This is a genomic window from Pseudoalteromonas sp. R3, assembly GCF_004014715.1.
Taxonomy (GTDB): Bacteria; Pseudomonadota; Gammaproteobacteria; order Enterobacterales; family Alteromonadaceae; genus Pseudoalteromonas.
In genome coordinates, this window is record NZ_CP034835.1 from 1,824,130 (window position 1) to 1,848,958 (window position 24,829).

General features: G+C 48.2%; 22 protein-coding genes and 2 pseudogenes. 5 read left to right on the forward strand and 19 right to left on the reverse strand.

Going from position 1 to position 24,829, the window contains the following annotated elements:
- Positions 1 to 2 precede the first annotated feature (2 nt).
- Complete coding sequence (gene fghA / locus ELR70_RS12805; protein ID WP_054013832.1) at positions 3 to 845, reverse strand: S-formylglutathione hydrolase; 843 nt, start codon at positions 843 to 845, stop codon at positions 3 to 5.
- 8 nt (positions 846 to 853) lie between these two features.
- A complete protein-coding gene (locus ELR70_RS12810; protein WP_054013831.1) occupies positions 854 to 1,978 on the reverse strand; it encodes an S-(hydroxymethyl)glutathione dehydrogenase/class III alcohol dehydrogenase in 1,125 nt (374 codons plus the stop codon).
- A 94-nt stretch (positions 1,979 to 2,072) separates the two neighbouring features.
- Here ELR70_RS12810 and ELR70_RS12815 point away from each other — a divergent pair, with 94 nt between their 5' ends.
- On the forward strand, positions 2,073 to 2,939 hold the full coding sequence (locus ELR70_RS12815) for a LysR family transcriptional regulator (protein ID WP_054013830.1): 867 nt from the start codon (positions 2,073 to 2,075) through the stop codon (positions 2,937 to 2,939).
- Here the strand turns inward: ELR70_RS12815 and ELR70_RS12820 are convergent.
- The gene (locus tag ELR70_RS12820) at positions 2,936 to 4,603 is read right to left on the reverse strand and encodes a SulP family inorganic anion transporter (RefSeq protein WP_054013829.1); all 1,668 of its coding nucleotides are present in this window, start codon (positions 4,601 to 4,603) and stop codon (positions 2,936 to 2,938) included. The two genes, ELR70_RS12815 and ELR70_RS12820, sit on opposite strands and share 4 nt — an antisense overlap.
- Before the next feature lie 168 nt (positions 4,604 to 4,771).
- On the opposite strand from ELR70_RS12820, the pseudogene ELR70_RS12825 reads away from it, so the two are divergent.
- From ELR70_RS12825 to ELR70_RS12835, 3 genes and pseudogenes are all read left to right on the forward strand, one after another.
- A pseudogene (locus ELR70_RS12825) lies at positions 4,772 to 5,982 on the forward strand (lipoprotein-releasing ABC transporter permease subunit).
- Positions 5,975 to 6,673: a lipoprotein-releasing ABC transporter ATP-binding protein LolD gene (lolD, locus tag ELR70_RS12830; protein ID WP_054013827.1), complete on the forward strand. Its 699-nt coding sequence runs from the start codon at positions 5,975 to 5,977 to the stop codon at positions 6,671 to 6,673. Before ELR70_RS12825 ends, lolD begins: the two are co-directional and overlap by 8 nt.
- A gap of 4 nt (positions 6,674 to 6,677) precedes the next feature.
- A complete protein-coding gene (locus ELR70_RS12835; protein ID WP_054013826.1) occupies positions 6,678 to 7,904 on the forward strand; it encodes a lipoprotein-releasing ABC transporter permease subunit in 1,227 nt (408 codons plus the stop codon).
- Between the two features lie 63 nt (positions 7,905 to 7,967).
- On the opposite strand, the gene ELR70_RS12840 is transcribed toward ELR70_RS12835, so the two are convergent.
- The 10 genes from ELR70_RS12840 to ELR70_RS12885 are packed head-to-tail and all read right to left on the reverse strand — an operon-like array spanning position 7,968 to position 18,498.
- Positions 7,968 to 9,587, reverse strand: coding sequence for a bifunctional diguanylate cyclase/phosphodiesterase (locus ELR70_RS12840; RefSeq protein WP_054013825.1), 1,620 nt, complete (start codon positions 9,585 to 9,587; stop codon positions 7,968 to 7,970).
- A gap of 5 nt (positions 9,588 to 9,592) precedes the next feature.
- The gene (locus ELR70_RS12845) at positions 9,593 to 10,657 is read right to left on the reverse strand and encodes a chemotaxis response regulator protein-glutamate methylesterase (protein WP_054013824.1); all 1,065 of its coding nucleotides are present in this window, start codon (positions 10,655 to 10,657) and stop codon (positions 9,593 to 9,595) included.
- Entirely contained in the window at positions 10,654 to 11,457 is an 804-nt protein-coding gene (locus ELR70_RS12850) for a CheR family methyltransferase (protein WP_054013823.1), read from the reverse strand. Before ELR70_RS12850 ends, ELR70_RS12845 begins: the two co-directional genes overlap by 4 nt.
- Positions 11,458 to 11,463: 6 nt before the next feature.
- A complete protein-coding gene (locus ELR70_RS12855; RefSeq protein ID WP_046003223.1) occupies positions 11,464 to 12,009 on the reverse strand; it encodes a chemotaxis protein CheW in 546 nt (181 codons plus the stop codon).
- 1 nt (position 12,010) lies between these two features.
- Positions 12,011 to 12,580, reverse strand: coding sequence for a chemotaxis protein CheW (locus ELR70_RS12860; protein WP_046003222.1), 570 nt, complete (start codon positions 12,578 to 12,580; stop codon positions 12,011 to 12,013).
- A 6-nt stretch (positions 12,581 to 12,586) separates the two neighbouring features.
- Positions 12,587 to 14,569, reverse strand: a complete 1,983-nt coding sequence (locus ELR70_RS12865) for a methyl-accepting chemotaxis protein (protein WP_200908184.1) — start codon at positions 14,567 to 14,569, stop codon at positions 12,587 to 12,589.
- Between the two features lie 22 nt (positions 14,570 to 14,591).
- Positions 14,592 to 16,682, reverse strand: a complete 2,091-nt coding sequence (locus ELR70_RS12870; RefSeq protein ID WP_054013822.1) for a chemotaxis protein CheA — start codon at positions 16,680 to 16,682, stop codon at positions 14,592 to 14,594.
- Between the two features lie 2 nt (positions 16,683 to 16,684).
- Positions 16,685 to 16,966 carry an STAS domain-containing protein gene (locus ELR70_RS12875; RefSeq protein WP_054013821.1) on the reverse strand — a complete coding sequence of 94 codons (282 nt, stop codon included), beginning with the start codon at positions 16,964 to 16,966 and terminating at the stop codon, positions 16,685 to 16,687.
- Positions 16,967 to 16,971: 5 nt separating this feature from the next.
- Complete coding sequence (locus ELR70_RS12880; protein WP_046003219.1) at positions 16,972 to 17,340, reverse strand: response regulator; 369 nt, start codon at positions 17,338 to 17,340, stop codon at positions 16,972 to 16,974.
- A gap of 21 nt (positions 17,341 to 17,361) precedes the next feature.
- Entirely contained in the window at positions 17,362 to 18,498 is a 1,137-nt protein-coding gene (locus tag ELR70_RS12885; protein ID WP_054013820.1) for a methyl-accepting chemotaxis protein, read from the reverse strand.
- A 188-nt stretch (positions 18,499 to 18,686) separates the two neighbouring features.
- On the opposite strand from ELR70_RS12885, the gene ELR70_RS12890 reads away from it, so the two are divergent.
- Complete coding sequence (locus ELR70_RS12890; protein WP_054013819.1) at positions 18,687 to 19,118, forward strand: DUF4826 family protein; 432 nt, start codon at positions 18,687 to 18,689, stop codon at positions 19,116 to 19,118.
- Here the strand turns inward: ELR70_RS12890 and ELR70_RS12895 are convergent.
- The 6 genes and pseudogenes from ELR70_RS12895 to ELR70_RS12920 form a co-directional block, all read right to left on the reverse strand.
- Positions 19,102 to 19,560: a GNAT family N-acetyltransferase gene (locus ELR70_RS12895; RefSeq protein ID WP_054013818.1), complete on the reverse strand. Its 459-nt coding sequence runs from the start codon at positions 19,558 to 19,560 to the stop codon at positions 19,102 to 19,104. The genes ELR70_RS12890 and ELR70_RS12895 overlap by 17 nt on opposite strands.
- A 123-nt stretch (positions 19,561 to 19,683) precedes the next feature.
- A pseudogene (locus ELR70_RS12900) lies at positions 19,684 to 20,837 on the reverse strand (cupin domain-containing protein).
- An 80-nt stretch (positions 20,838 to 20,917) separates the two neighbouring features.
- On the reverse strand, positions 20,918 to 22,288 hold the full coding sequence (purB, locus tag ELR70_RS12905; RefSeq protein WP_054013816.1) for an adenylosuccinate lyase: 1,371 nt from the start codon (positions 22,286 to 22,288) through the stop codon (positions 20,918 to 20,920).
- Between the two features lie 34 nt (positions 22,289 to 22,322).
- Positions 22,323 to 22,892, reverse strand: a complete 570-nt coding sequence (hflD, locus tag ELR70_RS12910) for a high frequency lysogenization protein HflD (protein WP_128064593.1) — start codon at positions 22,890 to 22,892, stop codon at positions 22,323 to 22,325.
- A gap of 31 nt (positions 22,893 to 22,923) precedes the next feature.
- A complete protein-coding gene (gene mnmA, locus ELR70_RS12915) occupies positions 22,924 to 24,024 on the reverse strand; it encodes a tRNA 2-thiouridine(34) synthase MnmA (RefSeq protein ID WP_054013814.1) in 1,101 nt (366 codons plus the stop codon).
- A 106-nt stretch (positions 24,025 to 24,130) separates the two neighbouring features.
- Positions 24,131 to 24,790 (reverse strand): pseudouridine synthase, encoded by a 660-nt coding sequence (locus ELR70_RS12920; protein ID WP_054014224.1) that lies wholly within the window; start codon positions 24,788 to 24,790, stop codon positions 24,131 to 24,133.
- Positions 24,791 to 24,829 lie beyond the last annotated feature (39 nt).

Below are 24,829 nucleotides of genomic sequence, written 5' to 3' on the forward strand. Positions count from 1 at the left end.
GTTCACTTCAGATACTGCGCATGAAAATCCAGGTGCGCATCTATGAATGAAGAAATAAAGAAGTAACTGTGGTCATAATCCGGGTGCATTGTCACCGTGAGCGGATAGTCCGCAGCCTGAGCCGCTTTCACTAAAGCTTGCGGCTTAAGCTGTTCTTCAAGGAACTGGTCGGCTTCACCCTGATCAACTCGCGTTGGCACCTTTAGATCGTCCTTACTTTGTCTGAGCAAGTGGCAGGCATCATAGGCCAACCAGGCTTGACTCTCTTCACCCAGATAACCCGAAAACGCTTTTTTGCCCCACGGACAATCTGCCGGGTTTGAAATAGGACTAAACGCAGAGATACTGTTATAACGCGATGGGTTTTTTAGCCCGACGACCAGTGCGCCATGGCCACCCATAGAGTGACCTGCAATGGCACGCTTGTGAGAAACAGGGAACTGCTGCTCGATTAGCGCCGGTAACTCTTCGCTCACATAGCTGTACATCTGATAGTGTCTATCATAGGGGGCTTGTGTGGCGTTGACGTAAAAACCCGCACCCAGGCCAAAGTCATAGCACTGCTGGGGGTCATCAGGTACACCTTCTCCTCGCGGAGATGTATCCGGTGCCACGATAGCAATACCCAATTCATTGGCTCGCTTAAATGCGCCCGCCTTTTGCATAAAATTCTCGTCAGTGCAGGTCAACCCCGATAGCCAGTAAAGCACAGGTACTGGCTGGTCGTTATTTGCCTGCTCTGGCAGGAAGATAGCAAAGGTCATGTCGCATTGAGTGTGCTGGCTTTGATGACGATAGCGTCGATGCCAGCCACCGGCGACCTTATTTTCACTCACTAATTCCATATATTTCCCTAGAAATGGATCACCGAACGTATGCTCTTGCCCTGATGCATCAGATCAAAGGCCTCGTTGATATCATCGAGTGACATGGTATGAGTGATGAAATCGTCCAGTTTAAACTCACCTGCGAGGTAGCGCTCGACGATTTCTGGCAGTTCGGAGCGACCTTTAACTCCGCCAAATGCGGTGCCACGCCAGACTCGGCCTGTGACCAGCTGGAAAGGACGAGTAGAGATTTCCTGACCTGCACCGGCAACGCCGATGATGACAGATTCACCCCAGCCTTTGTGGCAGCATTCCAGTGCACTGCGCATCACATTGACGTTTCCAATACATTCAAATGAAAAGTCCACGCCACCATCGGTCATCTCTACGATGACTTCCTGAATGGGTTTGTCGTAATCATTCGGATTAATAACGTCGGTTGCGCCGAGCTTTTGTGCCAGTGCATACTTGTCTGTGTTGATATCCACGCCAATGATCCGGCTGGCACCCGCCATAACCGCACCTATTACCGCAGACAGGCCGATCCCACCTAGTCCGAAGATAGCGACGGTATCACCAGGCTGCACTTTTGCGGTATTCATGACCGCGCCCATGCCCGTGGTTACGCCACAGCCTAGCAGGCAGATCTCTTCAAGTGGGGCGCTTTTATTCACTTTGGCCAGAGAAATCTCAGGCAGTACCGTGTACTCAGAGAAGGTCGAGGTACCCATGTAGTGATAAATCGGTTCACCATCTTTGTAGAAACGGGTAGTGCCGTCCGGCATGACACCTTTCCCCTGAGTCGTACGGATTTTTTGACACAGGTTTGTTTTTCCTGAGGTACAGAACTTACACTCACCACATTCAGGCGTGTACAGAGGGATTACATGATCACCAACTGCAACGCTGGTCACGCCTTCGCCCACTGCCTCAACAATGCCGCCGCCTTCGTGGCCTAGAATAGCCGGGAACACGCCTTCAGGATCGTCGCCAGACAAAGTGAATGCATCTGTGTGGCACACGCCGGTGGCAACGATTTTGACCAATACTTCGCCCGCCTTGGGCATCATTACATCCACTTCCTCAATGCTCAGTGGTTGTCCTGGTCCCCAGGCAATCGCAGCCCGTGATTTAATAAACTCAGCCATCATTACTCCAGTTTTGTAGTGTGAAAACAAAAGTATAACTTGCTCTGAGAGTTTGATAATCTTAAAAATTAAGAAAGACTTTTACGTATTTGTAATAATGGACAGATGGTCAGGTTTAGATGAATTTGTAGCGGTGGCGACCTGTGGGTCATTTACGGGAGCGGCACAGCAGTTGGATACGTCCGTGGCACAGGTAAGCCGACGGGTTAAAACCCTTGAGTCAGAGCTCGGATATCAGTTACTGACACGTACAACACGTAATCTGGCCCTGACTCCGGAAGGCCAGGTCTTTCTGAGTCATGCACGGCTGCTGCAGCACGCCTACGAGGACGCGACAGCCGCTTTGCGGCAAAGAGATACTCAGCCTACGGGGAAAATCAGGATGACGGCACCCGTGATGTATGGTGAGCAATATATTATGCCACTGGTGCATCAATTTATGTGTCGCTTTCCCTCTGTGACTGTGGATATGGAATTGACCAACGCCCAGTTAGACCTGGTTGAGCAGGGCGTGGATCTGGCGATTAGAATCGGCCAGCTTAAAGACTCGTCATTGCATGCAAAACGTTTGTCTCAGCGGTGCACTTTGGTATGCGTTTCTAGTGATTACCAGATGCGGCACCAGCCAATCAAGCATATCCGAGATTTGGCAGAACATAATTGTCTGCTGGGCAATGCGCAGTACTGGCGTTTTATGGATCATGGCGTTGAACGGCATGTAAAAGTATCCGGAACACTCAGGTGTAACAGTGGCTGGGCATTACTCGATGCGGCCAGGCAGGGGTTAGGAGTCGTACAATTGCCCCATTATTACGTGCAGGAAGCACTTGAATGTGGGGAGTTAGTGACAGTCTTGGATGACTTTACACCGATGGCGGAGGGGATCTGGGCGGTTTACCCGCCCAGAAAATATTTGTCGACAGCTATTCGTGCACTTATCGACTTTTTAGCGGAACAGCTCTAAGCTTCAATACTGTTTGCCTCCATGGCTTGCAGTGCTCTGCTCAGCGCCTGTTCGCGGCTGTTACAGAATGCATGCTCTCCCAGCTTGCTGCGAATATTAAATTTCTGAAGCTGCTCGCTGGTATCTTTATTAGGCGAGTAAATAAAGACCTGACAATCCGCATCCAGTGCATCGCTGATGGCGTTTTCAATCGCCAGGCTGACGGTTACATCCAGCATGGCAACATCACTTAAATCGAGCACCATTGTCTTATACTCGCCAATATGTCGGTGCTGGCGCGTAATTGCTTTTGATACGCTGAAGATCATTGGCCCTGACAGGTAAAAGAACAACAGTTGACCCTTCGCTTGTTCCAGCAATGCGCGCTCGTGTGTGGATAATGGTACGTCTTCATCGGCATCGCCATCACTGATGGCTTTGACATGTTGCTCCTGCACACGACTAAGGCGCTCAATGACCATAATATTGGAAATAAACACACCCAGGCCAACAGCCACCATCAAATCGACGAATACCGTAAGCAGCATAACACCATACATGATGGCCATCTGACTTATGCTAAGTTTGTGAGCGCGCTGGATAAAGCTCCAGTCAAGAATGTTAATTCCGACGTAGACGGCGATACCTGCCAGCACAGCCATGGGAATTGGTTCGGTCAGGCTGCCTGCAACAAAGACAACGGCCATTAGGATCAACGCCCGGAAGATCCCCGCCAGCGGGGAGCGAGCACCCACCTGGATATTGACCACCGTGCCCATCGTGGCACCAGCACCTGGTAACGCACCAAAAAAACCTGCAATCATGTTTGCAATACCCTGACCACGAAGCTCTTTGTCTGAGTCGTGCTCGGTACGGGTCAAGCTATCACCAATAACCGCTGTCAGCAGTGTATCAATACACCCTAGTGTGCCCAGTACCAGCGCGTCTATGACCATTTCAGTAAACAGTTCAGGGGTAAAAGTCGGCCAGACAATTTCTGGCAGGCCGCTGGGGATTTCGCCAATTCTGCGAATACTGTCGGTATCAAAAAGCAGGATGGATATCAAGGTAACAACGACTAAGGCTACGAGCTGAGCGGGAACGTACTGGCGATATTTATTCGGCATGTAGAAGAGTACACCCAGAGTCAGAAGACCTAAAAAGAGCTCTGAGAAGTGCAGGTTTAGAAACAGCTCGGGAAATGCTGATAGGGTGCCGGGAACACCACCCGGTGGAGCCTGATGACCCAGTAGTGGTGCCAATTGCAGGATGATTAGTATGACGCCAATCCCTGACATAAACCCTGAAACCACACTGTAGGGCATTAGAGTGACGTATTTACCGAGTTTGAGTGTGCCTAATAATATTTGAAATGCCCCGGCCATCATAACTACTGTAAAGGCCATCGCCGGTCCGGCTTCAGGGTATTTTGACACCATAGTGGTCAGCACTGCTGTCATAATGACCGTCATCGGTCCAGTTGGTTCTGAGATCAGGGAGGTTGAACCGCCAAACAAGGCAGCGAAGAGGCCAACGAGAATTGCGCCCCACATACCGGCTTCAGCTCCGGCTCCGGATGCCACGCCAAAGGCGAGGGCGAGTGGTAGGGAAATGATTGCAGTGGTCACACCACCGAACAAATCTCCCTTGAAATTCATATGTTTAAATCTTGATAACGAAAACATTGAAGGTCCATACCGCGAGATTTGCCGCATTCTACACTAAAACCCAGTGTAATTTAGAGCCACAATTAAAAAAATTTTACACTTTTTTTTGGGGCCAAAGGTATGACCCCGCTTTCTTGATTGTGCTAGTATCGTGCACTGAACTTATATATAGAAAAATAAACTATTATGTTTCAGCCTGTTAGCCTTTATATAGGGCTCAGATACAGCCGTGCCACAAAAGGCAACGGGTTTGTGTCTTTTATTTCGTTTTTTCCATTGCCGGTATCGCACTTGGTTTAATGGCACTGATCACGGTCAGTTCCGTGATGAACGGGTTTGAGCAGAGCCTTAAAAACGCCATGCTTGACCTGATCCCACATGTACAGTTGCACAAGTCGTCTGAAAAACACAAGGCTGATGCTACGCAGCTATTGGATAAGTTAGCAACCTTGCCTGAGGTAAAACGGGTTACGCCTTACGTTACCAGTGATGTGATCCTACAGACCAATAAAGATCTGGTCGGGGTGCGTTTACAGGGAGCCTTCAGTGGTTACCCTTCAGCACTAGAACCACATATTGAAGCGGGCAGCATAGCGCAATTTCGTGAGCAGAAATATCAACTGGCATTGAGCCGTTATTTGGCGAACCAACTGGACGTGCGTTTAGGCCAAAAAGTTCGGGTGATTATGCCCGATATGAGTAGTTACACCCCGATGGGACGGGTACCCAAGCAACGCCTGTTCACTGTGGCTCTGATCTATAACACGCGCAGTGAGGCCGACGTCAATTTGGCTTTTGCCGATGGAAAGAGTTTGCAACGTCTGCTTAAGCGCAAACCAGCAGATTTTGATGTCAGTATTACCCTCAAGGATGCGTTTGCTGTCAATGAATTTAAAACCACACATGCTCCGCTTTTGTCAGGCTTGACGTACTCAGACTGGCATGTACAACAGGGGGCGTTATTTGCCGCTGTGGCGATGGAAAAACGCATCATGTCATTGTTGCTCGGCCTGATTGTAATTGTCGCGGTCTTTAATATTGTTTCTGCCTTATCCATGATGGTCAGTGAAAAGCAGGGCGAAGTTGCGATTTTACAAACTCTTGGGTTGGCACCGGGAGCTATCGCCCGGGTATTCATGGTTCAGGGATTGTATAACGGTGTGGTTGGTACTCTGTTTGGAGTGGTATTTGGGTACCTGCTGGCCAGCAATATCAATGAAGTGGTAGCACTTAGTGGCTTGTCTTTACTTGGTGGTGCTGAGTTACCGGTTCGGTTCGATTGGTTGAGTTTGAGTCTGATAGTTGCAACCAGTTTGTTATTGAGTTTTCTTGCAACATTGTATCCGGCGTTTAAAGCCGCAAAAGTGCTTCCTGCTGAGGTGTTAAGGTATGAGTGATTTAGTAATTGAGTGTCAGGGTCTGAATAAGGCCTATGATGAAGCGGGGCAGCAGGTTGAGGTGTTAAAAGGGGTCGAGCTGGTGCTTGCGCAGGGTGATATGCTGGCAATTGTCGGTAGTTCAGGCTCGGGTAAAAGCACCTTGCTACATATTCTTGGCACGCTGGATACTGCAAGCAGTGGCACAGTTCAAATTAAAGGGACGGACGTTGCCAGCTTGTCGCGTCGTAAGCAAGCCGATTTTCGCAATCAAAACTTGGGCTTTATCTATCAGTTTCATCATCTTTTGATGGACTTTACTGCGCTTGAAAATGTCGCAATGCCGCTGCTGATATCGGGTCAGTCACCCAAAGCAGCGCACGCTCAGGCTGAGGAAATGCTGGATAAAGTGGGACTGGCCCATCGCGGTGGTCATCGTCCATCTGAGCTATCCGGTGGCGAACGTCAGCGAGTGGCGATTGCCCGTGCATTGGTCACTCGTCCGGCCTTGGTGCTGGCGGATGAGCCGACGGGGAACCTTGATAAACAAAATGCATTGAAAATTTATGCGTTACTCAAGGAGCTTAACCGTGATTTGAAAACCAGCTTTGTCGTGGTGACACATGATCTGGAACTCGCTGCCAAGTTAGGCCGTGCAGTAGCGCTGGATGACGGTGTTTTGGTCGAACATACTTTGCAAAACGAGGCTTAGTGCAATGCTGAGTATATTTATCAGTAATCGGTTAAGAGCATCCAAACATCAGGCAGGGTTAATCGGTTTTTTGAGTAAATCGTCAACGCTTGGTGTGATGCTGGGTGTCGCCGTATTGATTGTGGCCTTGTCTGTCATCAATGGGTTTGAGCAGCAGTTAAAGACCCGTTTGTTATCAGTGGTGCCGCATGTGGCTTATCAGGCACCGTATGAGCCAATTTCTAACTGGCCTGAAAAGGTCCGTTTACTGGAGGCACAACCAGGCGTTGTCGCAGCAGCACCAGAGATTTCGGTCACAGCTATGGTGCAGTTTCGTGGTGAGTTGAAAGCCGCCGAGGTGAAAGGTGTAGATTTTGCTTCTCATCACACGGTTTCGGAGGTAGGGCAGTTTATCAAGGGGAGCTCACTGTCTGCATTATCTGGGGATGACATAGTTTTAGGTCAGCATATTGCCAAAGAGCTGGGGCTATCGCCCGGAGATAAGGTCACGTTGTTGGTGGCCAATCCTCAGGCTGATTCTCCCCTGGCGGCACCAAAGCGGTTGAACTTTGTATTGGCTGGTGTCATTGACATGGGTGGGCCAATCGACCGGTCATTGGCCTTGGTATCGGTGAAAAGATTACAGCAGGCAATGGGGCTGGCTGAGGATCAGGTAACCGGGCTGCGCGCAAAAGTCGACGATGTATTTTCCGCTCATCAGATAGCGATGTCTGCAGGCAGGGCGTTGCCTGATCTGGTTTATGTTAACAGCTGGTTTCGTACTCAGGGCAGCCTTTATCAGGACATTCAGATGGTCAGAACCATAGTCTATCTGGTGGTGTTTCTGATAATCGCAGTCGCCAGCTTTAACATAGTGTCTTCCATGGTAATGGAAGTGAAAGAAAAACAGGCCGATATCGCGATTTTAAAAACCATGGGTGCAAAAGACAGTACCATTTTTACTACTTTTGCGATCCAGGGAGTGAGTTATGCGCTTATTGGTGCCCTGGTAGGCTTGTTTATTGGCATTTTGCTGGCACTGAATATATCCGATTTATTCCGCGCCTGGGTTGAGATGGATGGGGACAATCCGCTTCAGGGAGTGTACTTTATTGAGTTTTTACCCAGTCAGCTGATGTGGTTTGATGTCGTGGCTGTATTGTCTATCACTCTGGTGATTGCCGTATTGTCCTGCCTGTATCCAGCCTGGCAGGCTGTTAAAGTTGACCCTGCCAGAGTTCTGGGTGGTTAGGACTGAAAACGCATACGATAACGTATAAATAATTTGTACGTTGTGTATGCGTTATCGTATACGTTACTCTTCAAAGTGCAGGTAGCTTGACTTATCGGCGACAACATAGTCTACAAAGTCTTTAATACTTAATGGTTTACTGTAGTAATAGCCCTGCACATATTCAACGCCTTTGGCCTTGGCGTAAATCATTTGATCTAAGTGTTCAATGCCCTCAGCAACCAGAGGCTTATCGAGGTTTTTGGCCAGTGACACAATAGAATTAAATAAAGACTGCATTTTACCGTCGCTGACAACATGAGTCACAAAGGCCCGGTCTATTTTTATCTCGTCGAAATGCAGTTTACATAAATAACTCAGGCTGGAGTAGCCAGTGCCAAAGTCATCTATGGATATCATCAGCCCCTGACTTTGTAGTTTCTGTAAAATCTCATTGATGTAATTAAAGTTGTCAATCAGGGCCGACTCAGTCAGCTCTAGTTTTATCTTAGCGGGATTGAGTGCCAGTCTGTCCAGAGCTTGCAGCAGTCGGGTGGTAAAGTTTACATCGAGAATTTCTACAACGCTGATATTGATGGCAAAACGGAACAAACTGGCTTCAATTTGTTCCTCGGCCAGCAGCGCCTTTAATACGTTGATCTGGCTAAGCGTAAAGTGCGTAAGTTTGTTGATTTCTCCTGTACTTTCTATGACAGGAATAAACTCAGTAGGCGGAATAGGTTGGCCGTCAAGCTCCCAGCGCATCAGACATTCCGCACCAATCAGGCGCTCGGTTTTGGTGTCATGTATCGGCTGAAAGACTACTTCAAAACTGTCCTCCAGATTGCCCTGATAAAGGGCACTGCGCAGACCGGTTTCAATTTTGTTTTGTCGTTCAATCTGCTTGGCCAGCGTATCTTTGAATTCTACCAGGCGGTTATGATCCGCCAGCGAATCAAAGGTCGCCATTTCCGCTTTGTTGAGACTCAGCTCATGGTCGTCGTCGGGTTGTTCTTTATAGTACCCAAGAGAGACATTACTGTAGAAACTGTTGCCGTTAAAGTTGAATGGCTCATTCAGCTGTTTGTACAGCGTTTCTATATTGATGGGCACAAATTGCGGAATAAACACACAGTAACAATCGGAAGAGTGTTTTGAAAAAATGCCTTTATCGAACTCGCCCTGAAACCGTGCAAGGATCTCCATAAATACCAAGTTGGCGACGCCAATATTCCACACCTCAGAAATACGTTGAAAATTACAGATACGGACACAGCAAATGGTACCCTGATGTGGTTGTTCTTTAATTTTACTGATGAAGGCATCCCGATAAAGTAAGCCGGTATGGGGGTCGCGGATAGCTAATTGTTTATTCAGACGTCTGACAGAAATCAGCTCTTCTATGGGCTCCAGCCTGATGTAGTGGATATTATCCTGCCTGAAGCTATACAACTTCACCCAGGTAACGCTGCTGTTGTCAATACTGACGCCAAGCTCTATCTGGTCAAAGATTGGGTCGAATAAAATCTCTGAAATACTGAGCTCTTTAAAATCTTCGTCAATAAACACCAACTTTTGTGACAGGACATCGCCGGGTTTTAAATCCAGCATGCGTTCGGCTGAATCAGAAAGGGCGACGATCTGACCTTGCTCATCATAGCTCAGATAGGCAATATCCAGAAGTTGAGTCAGTTGCTTTTTCATACAGATCACCCAAGCGCTTTTTGGATCTGGTAAGGGAGGTTACTTAGCGCGTAGATTTTGTCGACGGCCCCCCTCGCGATGGCTTCTTTTGGCATGCCAAACACCACACAGCTGGCTTCACTTTCTGCAAAAGTAACCGCACCTTTTTGCTTCATTTCCAGCAAACCACTTGCCCCGTCGTTGCCCATACCGGTTAAGATCACGCCAATGGCATGGTTACCCACCGATTGTGCTACAGAGCGAAACAACACGTCGACCGAAGGTTTATGACGGCTCACAAGTGGCCCATCGCGTATTTCTAAATAGTAGTCCGAGCCCTGACGTTTTACCAACATATGCTGACCACCAGGCGCAATATATACATGGCCTGGGCGGATCCTTACGGCGGTTTGACCTTCCTGGACTGTATGCGCAGTGATGTCATTGAGGCGTTGTGCAAACGCCGCAGTGAACTTCCCCGGCATATGCTGCACAACCACAACAGGGGGAGAAAGAGCCGGCAGGAGTTGGAGCAGCCGGGCGATTGCCTCTGTGCCACCTGTTGAGGCACCAATGGCTATGACTTTCCCCGCGCTTTCTGGAGGTTGCGCAGTCTTGTGTGCAGGCAGTACCTCTTCCGTTGTATGCAATTCCCGAAACGAGCCTTCATCCAGATACTTTAGCTGACGAACTTTGGCTTTGGTGGCAGCTTTGATGGCGTCAATGATCTGCGACACTGAGTCGCTGTGCAGAAATTCTCCCAGCCCCTGAGTGGGTTTGGCAATAACATCGACCGCCCCACAGGCCAATGCCTCGATGGCAGTGGTCGTTTTTTCCTGAGCCAGCGCTGAGCAGATTATCACCGGCGTAGGACGTTCCTGCATGATTTTTTTCAGGAAGGTTAAGCCATCCATTTTTGGCATCTCGACGTCTAACAAGATAACATCTGGCCAGTTAAGCTTCATTTTTCGCTCGGCAATGATGGGATCCGGTGCTGTACCACTGACATTTAAGGTGCGCTCATGGGCGATGACCTCACTCATGATCTGGCGCATCAGGGCAGAATCATCGATGATAAAGACGCTGGTCATAAGGCTACCTTCTTATAGATGCATGGGCTCAGGGTTTGCAGGCATGCGGGTTTATCGCGTATGGCTTCCGAGTGCCCAAGAAAGAGTAAACCACCATGGTTTAAACGCTTGATGATATTATTCAGAATGGCTTGTTGTTTTGGTTTGTCAAAGTAGATAAGTACATTGCGCAGAAAGATTACATCAAACGAGAAATCTACTGTGGTCAGGTTCAATAAGTTGTCTTCCTGAAAACTGCACTGTTTTTTCAGCGTTGAGATGAGCGTAAAATTATCAGCGTTTTTACCAGTACCTTTCATGCAGTAGCGGATCCGATAACGTTTAGGAATTTTCCCCACGGTGGAAATCGCATAGCGGGCATCTCTGGCCATCAACACCGACATTTCCGAAATATCCGTGCCGATAACGTGCCAGGGGCGATTATAAAACAGATCGTCGAGGATCATCGCGAGTGAGTAGGCTTCTTCACCGCTGGAGCAGGCTGCACTCCAGGCGCGGATAGGTGAATGCCTGGGGCGATTGTGTTGATAATAATGGTAAAGAAACTCAAACTGGGCCTGCTCGCGAAAAAAATAGGTCTCATGTGTGGTCAGCTTATCGATGAAAATCTGCAGCTCATCCTGGCCCTCCGGAGTCAGTAATAATCGGTAATATTTGCTGAAAGAAGGACTACGACTGGCGCGCAGCCGGCTGGCAAGGCGACTGGCCACAATATCGGCTTTGTTTTTACCGAGACTTATTCCGGTATGCTGTTCAAACAGCCGATTGAGTTGTTGAAATTCCAGCGCTGAAATCGCCATAGTGACCTAGCGTTGGCAAAACCGGGTAAAAAACTCGGCCTGAGAGGACTTCAGTTGAGTATTGATTTCGCTGATATTGAGTACGCTTTTCATATCCAGCAAAATAGTGAGCTGATTATTGATCTTAGCCATTTTCCAGACGAAATGACGAGGGATATTGGCACCAAATGAGGGCGAATCTTCCAGCTGAGTGCAGTTAATGAATTGGATGGACATCACGCTGCTGACCAACATGCCAAGCGTCATGGTTTCATCCAGGCTGGGGTCATAGAAGTCATATAATACGATGCAGCTGTATTTATTGTAGGGCTGAGGGTTTTTGAGCATCAGGCGGTATTGCAGGTCAAGTACGGGGATCACGCTGCCACGGACGTTAATCACGCCTCTGATCACCTGATTGCACATAGGCACCATAGTGGTGTCAGTCAGCTCAATCACTTCTTTGACCGAGTCTATGGGTATGCCAAAGGTGTCATTTCCGATAGACACCAACAGAGAGTGGAGCTCTTCGCTATCGGTGTTATTGTTTATTCTTATAGACTCTGAACTCATGTTAGGTCTCCTCGAACTGGGTATTGGAGTCAGCGTCGAGAGGCAGCTCAAAAGATAGCTGTTTGTGTTGCTGCTGTAAGTCGTCAAACAACTGCACATCATTCAGGGTGAGTATTTTGGTGATATCCAGTATTGTCATCAGGTTGTCCTTCAGTTTGGCCAGCCCGTATACAAAGCGACTATGAAACTGACCGGCAATACTGGGCACCTGGTCAACCTCGTGAGCCGGGATATCCAATACTTTAGTGACCATGTCGACTTTTAAACCCACGGTAATATTTTGTGCTTTGTAGTCGCACTCAGCCACAATAATGCAGGTGCGATTAGTGATGGCCTGGGCTGGTTTGTTGAGCCTGACGGATAAGTCAAAAACCGGGATAACCAGTCCTCTGAGGTTGATGGCACCAATAATAAACTCGGGCGCCATGGGTATTTTGTCCACTTCAATGTATTCCATTATCTCCCTGACAATGGCAATACTGATTGAATAGGGGGCGCCGTTGAGCTCAAACGCCAGATACTTATCGTGGTCGTAAGGCGTGGTAGCCGGGCTGTGAATTAAGTCATTCATAGCGCATTACTCATCAAACGGGGTATAACCGTCTTCCCGGTTATGACTGTTGTCGTGGACTATATGAGAAGAACGTCCTTTGCTGCTGCCCCGACCATTATTACTTAACTTAAAGTAGCTCACGGTAGAGCGAATATCTCCAGTTTGGTCCTGAACCATCTTAGCGGTTGACGCGAGCTCTTCCGAAGCGGAGGCATTTTGCTGGGCGATTTCATCAAGCTGGGCAACGGTGCGGTTGATTTCAGCAACACTGGTGCTTTGCTCTGTGGAGGCGGCGGTGATCTCCTGTACCAGATCAGCGGTTTTGCCAATGTTAGGCACCATTCTGTCGAGCATAGCGCCGGCATGTTGAGCTATTTTAACACTGTTGTCGGCCAGTGTGCTGATGTCCTGTGCAGCAACCTGAGAGCGCTCAGCTAGTTTACGCACTTCGTCAGCTACTACCGCGAAGCCTTTCCCATGTTCACCGGCTCTGGCAGCCTCAATTGCGGCATTCAGTGCCAGCAGGTTAGTTTTGTAGGCTATGTCCTCAATGATACCAATTTTTTCGGCTATCTGAGTCATTGCCTGAACCGTGTCTTTTACCGCCTGGCCGCCATCATTTGCTTCACTGCTGGATTGCTTGGCAATGTCGTTGGTCATTTTTGAATTCTCGGTATTCATCGAGATAGAAGAGCTCATTTGCTCCAGTGACGCAGAGGTTTCCTCCACACTGGCGGCAAGTTGGTTTGAGGTGGAGCTGAGCATGCGAGAGGTCGTACTGACTTCGTTGGTACTGTGGGCGATGGACTCGACGGACTCCTGAATATCCAGCAGAATGTTTTGCAGCCGTTCAATAAAACCGTTAAAACTCTGTGCCGTTTGGCCAATCTCGTCATTGCCAAAATCCGGAATACGCCGGGTCAGGTCGCCTTCGCCCGAGCGTAAGTCTTCTGCGGCATCCGCCAGTGCATTAATAGGAAGTACAATGCCGCGGATCAAAAAGGCAGCTGTAGCGATAGCAAGTACAATGGCAACTACCAGCAAGCCCCAGACCAGGCGAATGCTGTCGCGTGCAGCAGACATCAGGTCGTTGAGTGAGGTAGTGCTTTCTGCAATCGCCTCATTGGAGATTTTTTCCAGTATTTCCTCTATCTTATTAAAAATATCATGTTCCAGCCGGTCAACATCTTTAGATGCCTGAATTTTTTGTCTGGGGTCGTACATAGCGAATATCTCTTTACCGCCGTTATAGAGCCCGAGATACATGCGTTCGATATCACCAATGGCTTTAATTTCCAGGGGTTTTCTTTCCAGTGGTTTGAGCTCAGATAGAAAGTTAGAAAAGGTGCGGGCGTCTTTTTCGAAGGCGGCTGTGGCACCGACTCGACCTCGCATATAGGCATTGAGTGAACTCATCATATCGCCTTGCTCGTCGATCAGTTCTAGGTAGTAGCGCACGCCGGGTAAGTCATCGTTAACCACTTCGGCAAAGTCGCCGCTGCTGCCGGCATCGGCCACTTCGGCCTCTTTTTGTGAGTCGAGCAGGCTTTCCAGTGGCTCTGCGAATTCGCGGTTGAGGTATTCATATTTTTCGACGGCTTTTTCTTCCTGAAGGGGATCAAAGCGGTCAAAGATCAGTTCTTGGTTTTCGCTTGCATAACGACGCACCAAGTCCTCAAGCTGACGGATGTAGCTGGTATCAACAGAGTTGAGCCGTTTAAGGTCTTCCAGATAGTTAGTAAATTCACTGTAATTAGACAAAAAGTCCGCTTTTTCATCGGCTTCACCGGCAATGTACTCCAGCACATTGCTGTTCATATCGCCAAGCTCATCGAGCATATTCAGCGCATAGATGGCTTCGGGGATATCGGTTTGACCCACATCGGTGGCAAATCCTTCTATACGGCCATTTTTCATTTGCACAGATATGGCAATCACCAGTAGTAATAGCCCCATGGTAAACATGGCCAGAATGATTTTGTTTTTGATGGTCAGATTTTTAAACATTTTTATGCTCCGATTTATCTGACTAATGCTTGAGTTCTAAGGACTCGTACATAGTAATTGCGGTGCGGATCAGGGCAGAGACATCGAGAATGATAGCCACTTTACCACTGCCGAGTATGGTTGCGCCGCTGATACATTTGAGGCCTTCGAACAGCCTCCCCAGAGGTTTTACTACGGTCTGAAACTCTCCTTGCAACGAGTCTACGACCAGGCCAGCTCTGAGCGTGCCAAACTGGACGATGACCAGTGATTCCTTCGTGTGTTCTATTTGCTGCTCGATCCCAAACAGGGTGCGCAGACGAATAAAGGGCAGGACCTCAGTTCTGAGGTTAATGTAGTTTTTATCCTGAATATCAGACTCAGACACCACCTCGTGCAGCTCCAGGCATTCCACTACGGTATCAAGTGGGATCACATAGTCCTCGGCACCAACGGTAAACATAAACCCGTCTATGATGGATAAGGTAAGCGGTAAGCGAATGATAATTTTAGAGCCCAATCCTTTGTTGCTGTCGACTTCTACACTACCACGCAGGCTTTCGACATTGCGTTTTACCACGTCCATGCCCACACCACGACCGGAGATACTGGTCACGGTAGCGGCGGTAGAAAACCCCGGTTCAAAAATCAGCAGATTGATTTCTTTATCCTGTAACGAATGATCTTGATTGACCAGGCCATTTTCTATGGCTCGGGCCAGGATCTTGCCTGGATCCAGTCCCTGACCGTCATCCTGAATTTCGATGACGATTGAGCCAGAATCATGATAGGCCTTGAGTGTTAGCTGGCCACATGCCGGTTTACCCGCAGCAAGTCGCTGCTCGGGTGGTTCAATGCCATGATCAATGGCATTGCGAATGATGTGCATCAGTGGGTCGCTGACTTTTTCGACAAAGGTTTTGTCCAGCTCGGTATCGGCGCCGACAATATTGAGCTCCACCTCTTTGCCCAGCTCATCGGCCACATCGCGAACAACCCGTTTGAACTTATTGAAGGTTTCACCAATCTGGACCATGCGCAGTTTTAACGAGCTGTCACGAATGTTTTCAACCAGTCGTTCTAGCAGGGCCATAGCTTCAATCAGTGTTTCGTTACCCGTTTCGTGTGCCAGCAAGTTGGTACGGGCACCTGTGATCACCATTTCCCCAACCTGATCGATCAATCGGTCGAGTTTCATGGCTTCAACTCGTAGGGTTTTACTGGTGTGGAGCTTATTTTTTTTCTTACCTTTTGTCTGAGCTGGTGGCACGGCTTCATCTGGCACTGACGCAGGATCCAATGGCTGAGCCGGCAGGCGCGATTGTGTCAGTCTTGCCAGGGTGGCATGAAACTGTGACGGGTCTGGAAAGTGCTTTACGCAATCGGTAATGGCGTCGTAGTGACACTGACCTGGCGGCAAAATCTCAACCACCGCATCATTTTTTATAAATTCGAACACGTCTTCTATCACGTCCTTGTTCTGGCTGGTATGAAATAACATCAAAAAGGCCAGGTAACAGGATTCAGGGTCGTAGGGCGTTTCGGCATTGAGTGCAGTGCAATTGGTGGCTACTTCAAGGGACTCCACCTCGTTGTTCAAAAAGTGAATAAATGGGTACGGATCCAGACCGTTACGCAGCACATTTTCGTTAGGAACAAAACACAAAAACCAGGTTCCATCTTGCGGCTGTGTTTCACTATCAGCCTCTGTGTTTTGTGGTGTGTCGACGCTTTTGGTAAATGCACTGAATTGCTCGGTGAGCTTTGCAAGCTGGCTAAGTTGTTGCGCACTTGGCTCATTTTCCGATGCGGCGAGCATGATCAATTCATCACATAAATCACCGGTTTCCAGATACAAAGAGAGCAGGGGTTTGCTCATTTCTCTGTCACCACCCCGGACGTCATCCAGCACGGTTTCGGCAATGTGTGTCAGGCTTACGACATAGTCAAAGCCGAATAGTCCGGCACTACCTTTAATGGTGTGAATGGCGCGGAAGATGGCATTGATAGTCTCGTCCTGATCAGTACTGGCTTCACTGCTTTCAAGATCAAGTAAGCTGTTTTCCATCTCAGCGAGCAGCTCTTTTGATTCATTGACAAAGGTAGTAATGGCAGCGCTCAAATCAACAGACATGACTAAGGCTCACTTGTAGTGGGCTCAGTAAGGGCCACATTTAATAAAGACAGTCTGGCAGTGAGCAGATCGGATAAAGCAAGGGTGCCTATCTGAACACCTGTGTTACGGCAGTAATTTACCAACCAGATAGCCAGCTGGATCCCGGCACTGTCGAGCTCTTCGACCAGGCTTAGATCCAGTGCGACTTCCGTTTTTCCAGCCAAAAAAGCGATAAGCTCTGTATGTACATCCTGTACTTCGTAGATGGTCAGCTCCGCTGGAAACTTAAAACACTCGGACATGGCAGTCACATCATCAGTAGTTTAGATACTGCCTGAAGCATTTGCGCAGGCTTGAAGGGTTTGACCATCCAGGCCTTCGCACCGGCTTTTTTACCTTCTTCCATCATACTTTGCTGGTTTTCTGTGGTCAGCATAATCACAGGGGTGAACTTATACTGCGGGAGTTGTTTAACATTTTTGACGAACTCAATGCCATTCATATTGGGCATGTTCACGTCGCTGATGATGAGGTGTACCTTGTTGCCGTTAAGTTTACTCAGTGCATCCTTGCCATCACATGCTTCTATTACCTGATAGCCAGCACCTGTCAGTGCGATATTGACGACTTGTCTTAATGAATCGGAATCATCAACCACTAATATGGTCTTGCTCATAACTTACCCTCATGTTGTATGTCAGAAAAAAGTGAGATCGTCGACTGTGTCGTCGTTATCATTCTTGGCACTGCCACTTTTTGTCGCCAAAATATGCCGTTGCTCTCGTGTTGCAGCGGTACGTGATAACGCCTCACTGATCCGCTCGTGATTGAAGCGAGCATTGTTGCTGCTGCGGCGCTGCTCGATAAACAGGTCTAACTCCTGAGTCATGATATCCAATGCAATCGTAACGCTATCCTGGATCTGATCGACGCGGTCCTGAAACTGCAAGTCGACCAGGATTTCTGAGATTTTTTGCCGATTGTCCTCATTTGAGGTTTGCAGCACTTGCGCCTGTTGCTCTACGTTTTGTGATAAGGTGAGCCAGGTATCAATCACTTCATTGATTTGTTGCTGATATTTATCTGTCAGTGCCTGGCGCTCCGCCAGTTCACTTTCCATCATGGCCATAGAGCTTTGCATTGCCTGCGCAATGGTCTCGACCATTTTGTTTATCTTCACCCCTGTCTCGCCGCTTGAATTAGCAAGCGCACGTACTTCATCGGCAACAACTGCAAAGCCACGGCCATTGTCTCCGGCGCGAGCGGCTTCAATAGAGGCATTAAGAGCGAGTAAATTTGTTTGCTCAGCAATTTTAGCGACGTCAATTGACATCGCCTGTAACTCTTTACTTTGTTCTACCAATGTCTTGAAAGTCTCTGTCCGCTGCTGTTGGCTGACATTGGATTGTTCGAGATACGTGAGGATTTGGGTTAACTGATCACGGCTGTGCTGAGCTGTTTGCTGCAGGCTATTGGCGCTGCTATTGTCTAAACTGCTGAGCGTCGAACTAATATTGCTAACAAGCTGAGAAAATTCAGCTGACATATTATCGACAGCTTGCTTGGTTTGCTGGCGAGCACTGTTAATCTGGTCTCTGAGTTGTGGAGTAATGGTGTGGCCAAGTTGTTCAAGACAATTCAGGTCACTGTGTTGACCATCTGTATCAGCTTTAACTACAACCTCATCTGTGGGCGATTGTGTTTGAGCTGCACGATGAAGGATAAACAATCCTAAGCCAGATAAGCCAGTAACACCCAGGGCAAAACCCCAGCCTGTTCCATACCAGGTGATGGCAAAAATCATGAACTGAATTGCGATGGAAAGCGGAAGCATATTGGCTCCACTGTGGCCACTGAAATAGTTATTTAATACTAGCCGAGTCTATTTATTGTGCAAATGCAAATAATAACTCGTTGCCAGCTGCCAGCCAAAGCCTATGCTCTGGTTTTGAACTTTGTTGACGCTTGCATCCGGCTAGCATAATCCCTAAAGTAAGGGAAAACAGCAATGAAGTACACATAATGAATAAACACGATACGCAATTAACTAATGAGCAACAGCAACAGCTTGCTCAATGGCAACAGACATCTTTGCAGGCAGCACAAAAATACCTGGCAGAAAAAGGGATTCTTGGCTTGAACATCCAGGCGAAAGAATCTCGCATTCTACCCCCGATTTGTGGAGTCTGGAAAGTCAAAGACAACTTAGGCAAAGGGTATTGGGTTATATCTGGTAAAGTACCTACGGACGCTATGCCTGTGAGCGGCGCCGCAGATGCTCGCGCAGCACTCAAACACTTTTCTTATCAGTGGCAACTCAAAGCGGATAAAATCCTCGCCGCGGAGCGCCCAAACCAAGCCCAAACTGAATACGCCAATATTCTGGTCCAGCATGCTCATGGTTTATACGATTTGGCAAGCAAGGACCAACTTTGGGCTAGTGCAGCATCGTAAACGGCTCACAGTTCATTTCTTTCACCGGGCATTTCATGCGCTGTCTTGGAATGCCTGCTTCCATAAATACGCTTCCTTGTTTGGAAAAACCGGATTTAAGGAATGTTGGGACTTCATCCAGAATGCACTGTACAAACACATTTTCATAACCTTTTTGTTCAGCCAGAATACTCAAAAAGCCAATTAAAGATTGATATGCTTCACGGTTTCTGTGTGCTCGAATAATCGCAATTCGGCTGATCAAACCGTCACAACACAGCCTGCCCGTTCCGATAGGGCACTGGTTTTCATCTCGCACGAGCACATGCTCGGCGGTGTTATCGTGTTGGTCAAATTCGACTTCTTTTGGAAGGTGAAGTTCGTAAACAAAGACTCGCTCACGGATTTGGCGCAGTTGTCCCTGAGTTTTTTGCCAACTCACTCTATCGACGTGGTAATTCATGATTGCCTCGCATCAAACATCATAATCACGCCTGACCAAGGGACCAGCCTATGCTCTTTATTATTGTGGCATCGGCTAGAGCGGATGCCTGTTATTGTATGACTAACCCTCAGATTCAGGTAATTACACCCAGTCCTCAATATAAAAGGACCCATCGTTTATAAGCGTAGTTAAAGTTTGTTTAAATTCCAAACATTCAATTGCATTCAATAATGTAGAAATAGGGGTAGTCGCCTGATCCGTCAGTTTTTTTACTTCTGGTAAGACCTCAAGGGGGAGGGGGAAATTTTGTCCATTTACGCTCAGTATCACAGTTTGTGTCGTTACTTGATAAAGCGCTCTGACGCCACCTGAGCGTACCAGAACATCATCTGATGAAATATCCTCCAGTAAGGCATCCAATGCTAAGGGTGGATCCAGTGGTGCCAGGTCCATTTCATGTTTCGGTTCACTAAGTGTACGGCCCAGCCACTCATCAAAAATGTCACTGTCGTGGAGCACCGATTCAAGCATACTGCGGATCTTACCTTTGTCCTGGCAGCTGATCTCACCCAAAGAGTCGCGCAATGCAAGGTCGGGGTCACTGTAACGGGTTGAACCTAACTCTGAATCTATCAGGTGGTCGGCGAGGCTGGAAAGCAAATCTCTTTGATCCGGCGCTCTGAAACCCACAGAATAGTTCATTGCATTCTCAACAGCATAGCCTTCGTGAGGGCAGCCAGGCGGAATGTACAAAATATCTCCAGGCTCTAACTCTGCGTCTATGACAGCGTCGAACTGTTCTACCTGCAACAAACTCTTGTTTTGAGCAAATTGCTTCAGGCTTGCATCGGGCATACCGACACGCCAGCGTCGTTTGCCCTGACCCTGAATAATAAAGACATCGTACTGGTCGAGGTGCGGACCAACACCGCCCCGGGCGTTGAAAAACTGATCATCAGATCATCAATACGCCAGTTTGGAATAAAGCGAAAAGGCTCAAGTAAGGTTGCGGCCTGAGGGTGCCAATGGTCAACGGCTTGCACTAACAAAGTGCTGTGTTGCTCTGTTAGCAGGGTGAAGTCGTCAAATGGACCGTGATGCGCATCCCAGTGCTGGTCGTGATTGGTAACGATGCGAGATTCTATGTTTTCTTCCATCGCAAGACCAGCCAGCTCTTCGGGTGACAGGGGGTCGATGAAATCCCTAAATCCTTGCTTAATAAGTAAGGGCTTTTTTTGCCAGTACTGAGTCAGGAAAGCAGCCTCGGTCAGGGCATTGATAGATAGCTGATACATAAATAGCTCCAATAAAAAAGCGAAAGCCCGGCACTGCGCCGTAACTTTCGCTTCTCAGATTTAGGTGAGATTAACTCAGTTTAGTTTAACTCATCAATGAAAGCTTCCGCACGGCCAATATAGTTGGCAGGCGTCATTAGTTTCATGTCTGCTTTTACTTGTTCCGGCAGGTCTAAGCCATCAATAAACTCAGCCATGATCTCTTGGTTAACGCGTTTGCCACGTGTCAGTTCTTTTAGTTTCTCATACGGCTTTTCAATGCCGTATTTACGCATTACCGTCTGGATTGGCTCAGCAAGAAGTTCCCAGTTTTCATCCAGCTCAGCCAGAAGACGATCTGCATTCACTTCCAGCTTACTGATCCCTTTTAGCGTCGCCTGGTATGCGATCAGGGTATAACCCATTCCAACACCGAGGTTGCGTAGCACTGTTGAATCAGTCAAGTCACGCTGCCAGCGAGAAACAGGCAGTTTCTGCGCAAGGTGAGTGAAGATTGCATTCGCAATGCCGAGGTTGCCTTCGGAGTTTTCGAAGTCAATTGGGTTTACCTTATGCGGCATGGTCGAAGAGCCAATTTCACCGGCAATGGTTTTTTGCTTAAAGTGGTTAAGCGCAATGTAACCCCACATGTCGCGGTCAAAGTCGAGCAAAATGGTGTTGAAACGTGCCACAGCGTCGAACAGTTCAGCAATATAATCATGCGGTTCAATCTGGGTGGTAAATGCGTTCCAGGTTAAGCCCAAGCTTGATACAAATTGCTCGGCATGCGCATGCCAGTCATACTCAGGGTAAGCGCTCAGGTGTGCGTTGTAGTTACCTACGGCGCCGTTGATTTTACCCAGGATCTGGACGTTTGCGATTTGCTCACGTTGACGCTGCAAGCGCACATAAACATTCGCGAACTCTTTACCCATGGTAGAAGGAGAAGCCGGTTGACCGTGGGTGCGGGTCATCATAGCTACTGATTTGTATTCAATCGCTTTTTCTTTGATTGCTGCAAGCAGTTTATCACAGTACGGCAACAGCACCTGATCGCGAGCTTCACTCAGCATCAGACCATGCGACAGGTTGTTGATGTCTTCTGATGTACAGGCAAAGTGAATAAATTCGTTAACAGCCTGAAGCTCAGCATTGTCTGCCACTTTCTCTTTTAACAGATACTCAACGGCTTTAACATCATGATTGGTTGTACGCTCAATCTCTTTGACACGTGCGGCATCGGCTTCACTGAAGTTATCAACAATGCTGTCTAACAGGGCATTCGCCTGCTCACTGAAGGCTGGAACTTCGTTGATTGCAGCTGCGTTGGCCAGGGCTTGTAGCCAACGTACTTCAACCGTCACGCGATACTTGATCAGGCCGAATTCACTGAAAATACTTCTCAGCTCACTGGTTTTGCTACCATAGCGACCATCTACTGGAGAGATAGCGGTTAACGCTGAAAGCTCCATAACTTCTCCTAACTAATTGGTTTTTGAACGATATTTAAATATAACTTTGTGCAGCGGCAATGATTTTCTTCTTTGCAAAGAAGAAGTGACGGCGTTTACCACCGAGTTGACGCCATAATACTGCGCTGCGGATCCCGGCCAGCAACAGCGCCCGGATCTGATGTTGTACATGAGATTGTTTGAGCAACTCAGGTTTACCAAAAATTTGAATTTTCGGGCCAACTGGGCTGACTACCTGACTGTAAATATCCGCAAGTGCCCCAACGATTTGCTCATCGCCGATGTCGAAATGCTGTAACTGTCTGTCAAGCTGCTCGATGCGTTTGCCAAGTTCAGCCATTGCTTTGCCGTTTGCTGACAAGGCACGTTCAAGTTGCATCAGACTGCCCACATATTTGACCATTTCTACATCTTTTTCGCCCTGAGCACTCAGCTGGTCCACTAATGCACGGCAGCCTTGCTTCACTGCGCCTGGGTCTTCGTAGACATCCTGTGGGTTTTTTGGCGAAGTAATAGTGATACTTTTTAACAAACTGTCTGTTTCATGGCCGTTAAAAGTGCCATAGCGGGCACATTTTTGTACCAATTTTGCAACCTGACACATGGCTGCCAATGGATCACGACGTCACGTTGCATTACTTGATCACCGATTCAATGATTCCGCCACCAAGACACACATCGTCCTGATAAAATACCGCAGATTGGCCCGGGGTTACGGCCTTTTGTGGCTCATCGAATAACACTCGTGCCATACCGTCCTGGCCAACGAGCAATGTACAAGGAATGTCTTCCTGGCGATAACGAGTCTTAACTGTGCAACGGGTAGTGCCCTGTGGACCGACACGGTCGACCCAGTGAAGCTGGTTCGCATTGAGACCATTGCTGAACAGGCGAGGGTGGTTTTTGCCCTGACCAACAACCAGTACATTGCGCTCGACGTCTTTATCGACGACATACCAGGGCTCGCCAGAGCCTTCTTTCATACCACCGATAAGCAGGCCTTTACGTTGGCCAAGTGTGTGGTACATCAGACCCTCATGTTCACCAACATGGTTGCCTTCGCTGTCCTCAATTTTGCCCGGCTGAGCTGGCAGGAATTTTTGCAGGAAGTCTTTGAACTTGCGCTCGCCAATAAAGCAAATTCCTGTACTATCTTTTTTGTCATGCGTGATCAGATCTTGCTCTTCAGCAATGCGGCGCACTTCTGGCTTCTCAATGTTACCCACCGGGAACAGGGTTTGTGCTACGTGTTCGTGACTGAGCGTGTACAGGAAGTAACTCTGATCTTTGTTGTTATCCAGACCGCGTAACATGGCAAACTTACCATCCCGTTCCTCACGGCGTACATAGTGGCCCGTCGCGATATAATCGGCACCCAATGCTTCTGCCGCAAATTCAAGAAAGGCTTTAAATTTGATTTCTTTGTTGCACATGATATCAGGGTTTGGAGTCCGGCCAGCCTTGTATTCGGCTAGAAAGTACTCAAATACGTTGTCCCAGTATTCTGCGGCAAAATTAACAGTATGTAGCTCAATGCCCAGCTTGTCGCAGACAGCCTGAGCATCTTTTAAATCTTCAGCAGCGGCACAGTATTCGTCATTATCGTCTTCTTCCCAGTTCTTCATGAACAGGCCTTCAACCTGATAGCCTTGCTGTTTTAGCAGGTAAGCTGAAACGGAGGAATCTACGCCGCCGGACATACCGACGATGACTTTAATTTGACTGTTATCGCTCATAAACTCGCTGTGTATTTTGATTACAAAAAAGTGAGCTGCATTATAGCATGTAAATCAAGGTGCCCGGAAGTCGCGGGTTGATTAATCCCAAGTTTTTCGCGGTGGGTTATTTTGCCTTCACCACCTGATACTGACCATTGTCAATCCCATCCAGGGTATAGGGTCCGATCCGATAACGTATTAATCTCAGCGTAGGGTGACCGACATGCGCTGTCATACGGCGAACCTGGCGGTTACGTCCTTCAGAAATGGTGATTTCAAGCCAGCTGGTGGGAATGTTTTTGCGCTCCCGGATAGGCGGGTTACGTGGCCACACAGATGGTGTAGTGATCAGGTTAACCTTGGCGGGTCGGGTAGGACCATCTTTGAGTATGATACCATCACGCAGTGCCTGCAAAGCAGCTTGGTCAGGTTCGCCTTCTACCTGGACCCAGTAGGTTTTGTCGGTTTTTTTCCCCGGTTCCGTCAGCTTGTGTTGCAAGCGGCCGCAATTGGTGAGCAACAGCAGACCTTCGCTATCACGGTCAAGTCTTCCTGCTGCATATACACCTTTTATATCGATAAAGTCGGCGAGCGTCTGACGGTTTTGGTCGTCCGTAAACTGGCACAGAACATCAAAAGGCTTATTGAACAGTACCACTTTAACCTGATCAGGCGAAACCTGTGGCTTGGTTGCGCGTTTAGGACCAGGGCGTTGCTTGGCTGGACGTTTAGCTTGAACGCGGCTAGTTGAATGTGTTCGGTTTTTTTGGTGCGGAGCGGGCATAGTTAGGTGTTTAGCTAATGGAGCGATGGCGCGAGTGTA

What these genes read in the sequence shown, in the direction of transcription:
- fghA (WP_054013832.1), bottom strand. Translation starts at nt 845, where the DNA reads ATGGAATTAGTGAGTGAAAATAAGGTCGCCGGTGGCTGGCATCGACGC.
- ELR70_RS12810 (WP_054013831.1), bottom strand. Translation starts at nt 1,978, where the DNA reads ATGATGGCTGAGTTTATTAAATCACGGGCTGCGATTGCCTGGGGACCA.
- ELR70_RS12815 (WP_054013830.1), top strand. Translation starts at nt 2,073, where the DNA reads ATGGACAGATGGTCAGGTTTAGATGAATTTGTAGCGGTGGCGACCTGT.
- ELR70_RS12820 (WP_054013829.1), bottom strand. Translation starts at nt 4,603, where the DNA reads ATGTTTTCGTTATCAAGATTTAAACATATGAATTTCAAGGGAGATTTG.
- lolD (WP_054013827.1), top strand. Translation starts at nt 5,975, where the DNA reads ATGAGTGATTTAGTAATTGAGTGTCAGGGTCTGAATAAGGCCTATGAT.
- ELR70_RS12835 (WP_054013826.1), top strand. Translation starts at nt 6,678, where the DNA reads ATGCTGAGTATATTTATCAGTAATCGGTTAAGAGCATCCAAACATCAG.
- ELR70_RS12840 (WP_054013825.1), bottom strand. Translation starts at nt 9,587, where the DNA reads ATGAAAAAGCAACTGACTCAACTTCTGGATATTGCCTATCTGAGCTAT.
- ELR70_RS12845 (WP_054013824.1), bottom strand. Translation starts at nt 10,657, where the DNA reads ATGACCAGCGTCTTTATCATCGATGATTCTGCCCTGATGCGCCAGATC.
- ELR70_RS12850 (WP_054013823.1), bottom strand. Translation starts at nt 11,457, where the DNA reads ATGGCGATTTCAGCGCTGGAATTTCAACAACTCAATCGGCTGTTTGAA.
- ELR70_RS12855 (WP_046003223.1), bottom strand. Translation starts at nt 12,009, where the DNA reads ATGAGTTCAGAGTCTATAAGAATAAACAATAACACCGATAGCGAAGAG.
- ELR70_RS12860 (WP_046003222.1), bottom strand. Translation starts at nt 12,580, where the DNA reads ATGAATGACTTAATTCACAGCCCGGCTACCACGCCTTACGACCACGAT.
- ELR70_RS12865 (WP_200908184.1), bottom strand. Translation starts at nt 14,569, where the DNA reads ATGTTTAAAAATCTGACCATCAAAAACAAAATCATTCTGGCCATGTTT.
- ELR70_RS12870 (WP_054013822.1), bottom strand. Translation starts at nt 16,682, where the DNA reads ATGTCTGTTGATTTGAGCGCTGCCATTACTACCTTTGTCAATGAATCA.
- ELR70_RS12875 (WP_054013821.1), bottom strand. Translation starts at nt 16,966, where the DNA reads ATGTCCGAGTGTTTTAAGTTTCCAGCGGAGCTGACCATCTACGAAGTA.
- ELR70_RS12880 (WP_046003219.1), bottom strand. Translation starts at nt 17,340, where the DNA reads ATGAGCAAGACCATATTAGTGGTTGATGATTCCGATTCATTAAGACAA.
- ELR70_RS12885 (WP_054013820.1), bottom strand. Translation starts at nt 18,498, where the DNA reads ATGCTTCCGCTTTCCATCGCAATTCAGTTCATGATTTTTGCCATCACC.
- ELR70_RS12890 (WP_054013819.1), top strand. Translation starts at nt 18,687, where the DNA reads ATGAATAAACACGATACGCAATTAACTAATGAGCAACAGCAACAGCTT.
- ELR70_RS12895 (WP_054013818.1), bottom strand. Translation starts at nt 19,560, where the DNA reads ATGAATTACCACGTCGATAGAGTGAGTTGGCAAAAAACTCAGGGACAA.
- purB (WP_054013816.1), bottom strand. Translation starts at nt 22,288, where the DNA reads ATGGAGCTTTCAGCGTTAACCGCTATCTCTCCAGTAGATGGTCGCTAT.
- hflD (WP_128064593.1), bottom strand. Translation starts at nt 22,892, where the DNA reads ATGTGTCAGGTTGCAAAATTGGTACAAAAATGTGCCCGCTATGGCACT.
- mnmA (WP_054013814.1), bottom strand. Translation starts at nt 24,024, where the DNA reads ATGAGCGATAACAGTCAAATTAAAGTCATCGTCGGTATGTCCGGCGGC.
- ELR70_RS12920 (WP_054014224.1), bottom strand. Translation starts at nt 24,790, where the DNA reads ATGCCCGCTCCGCACCAAAAAAACCGAACACATTCAACTAGCCGCGTT.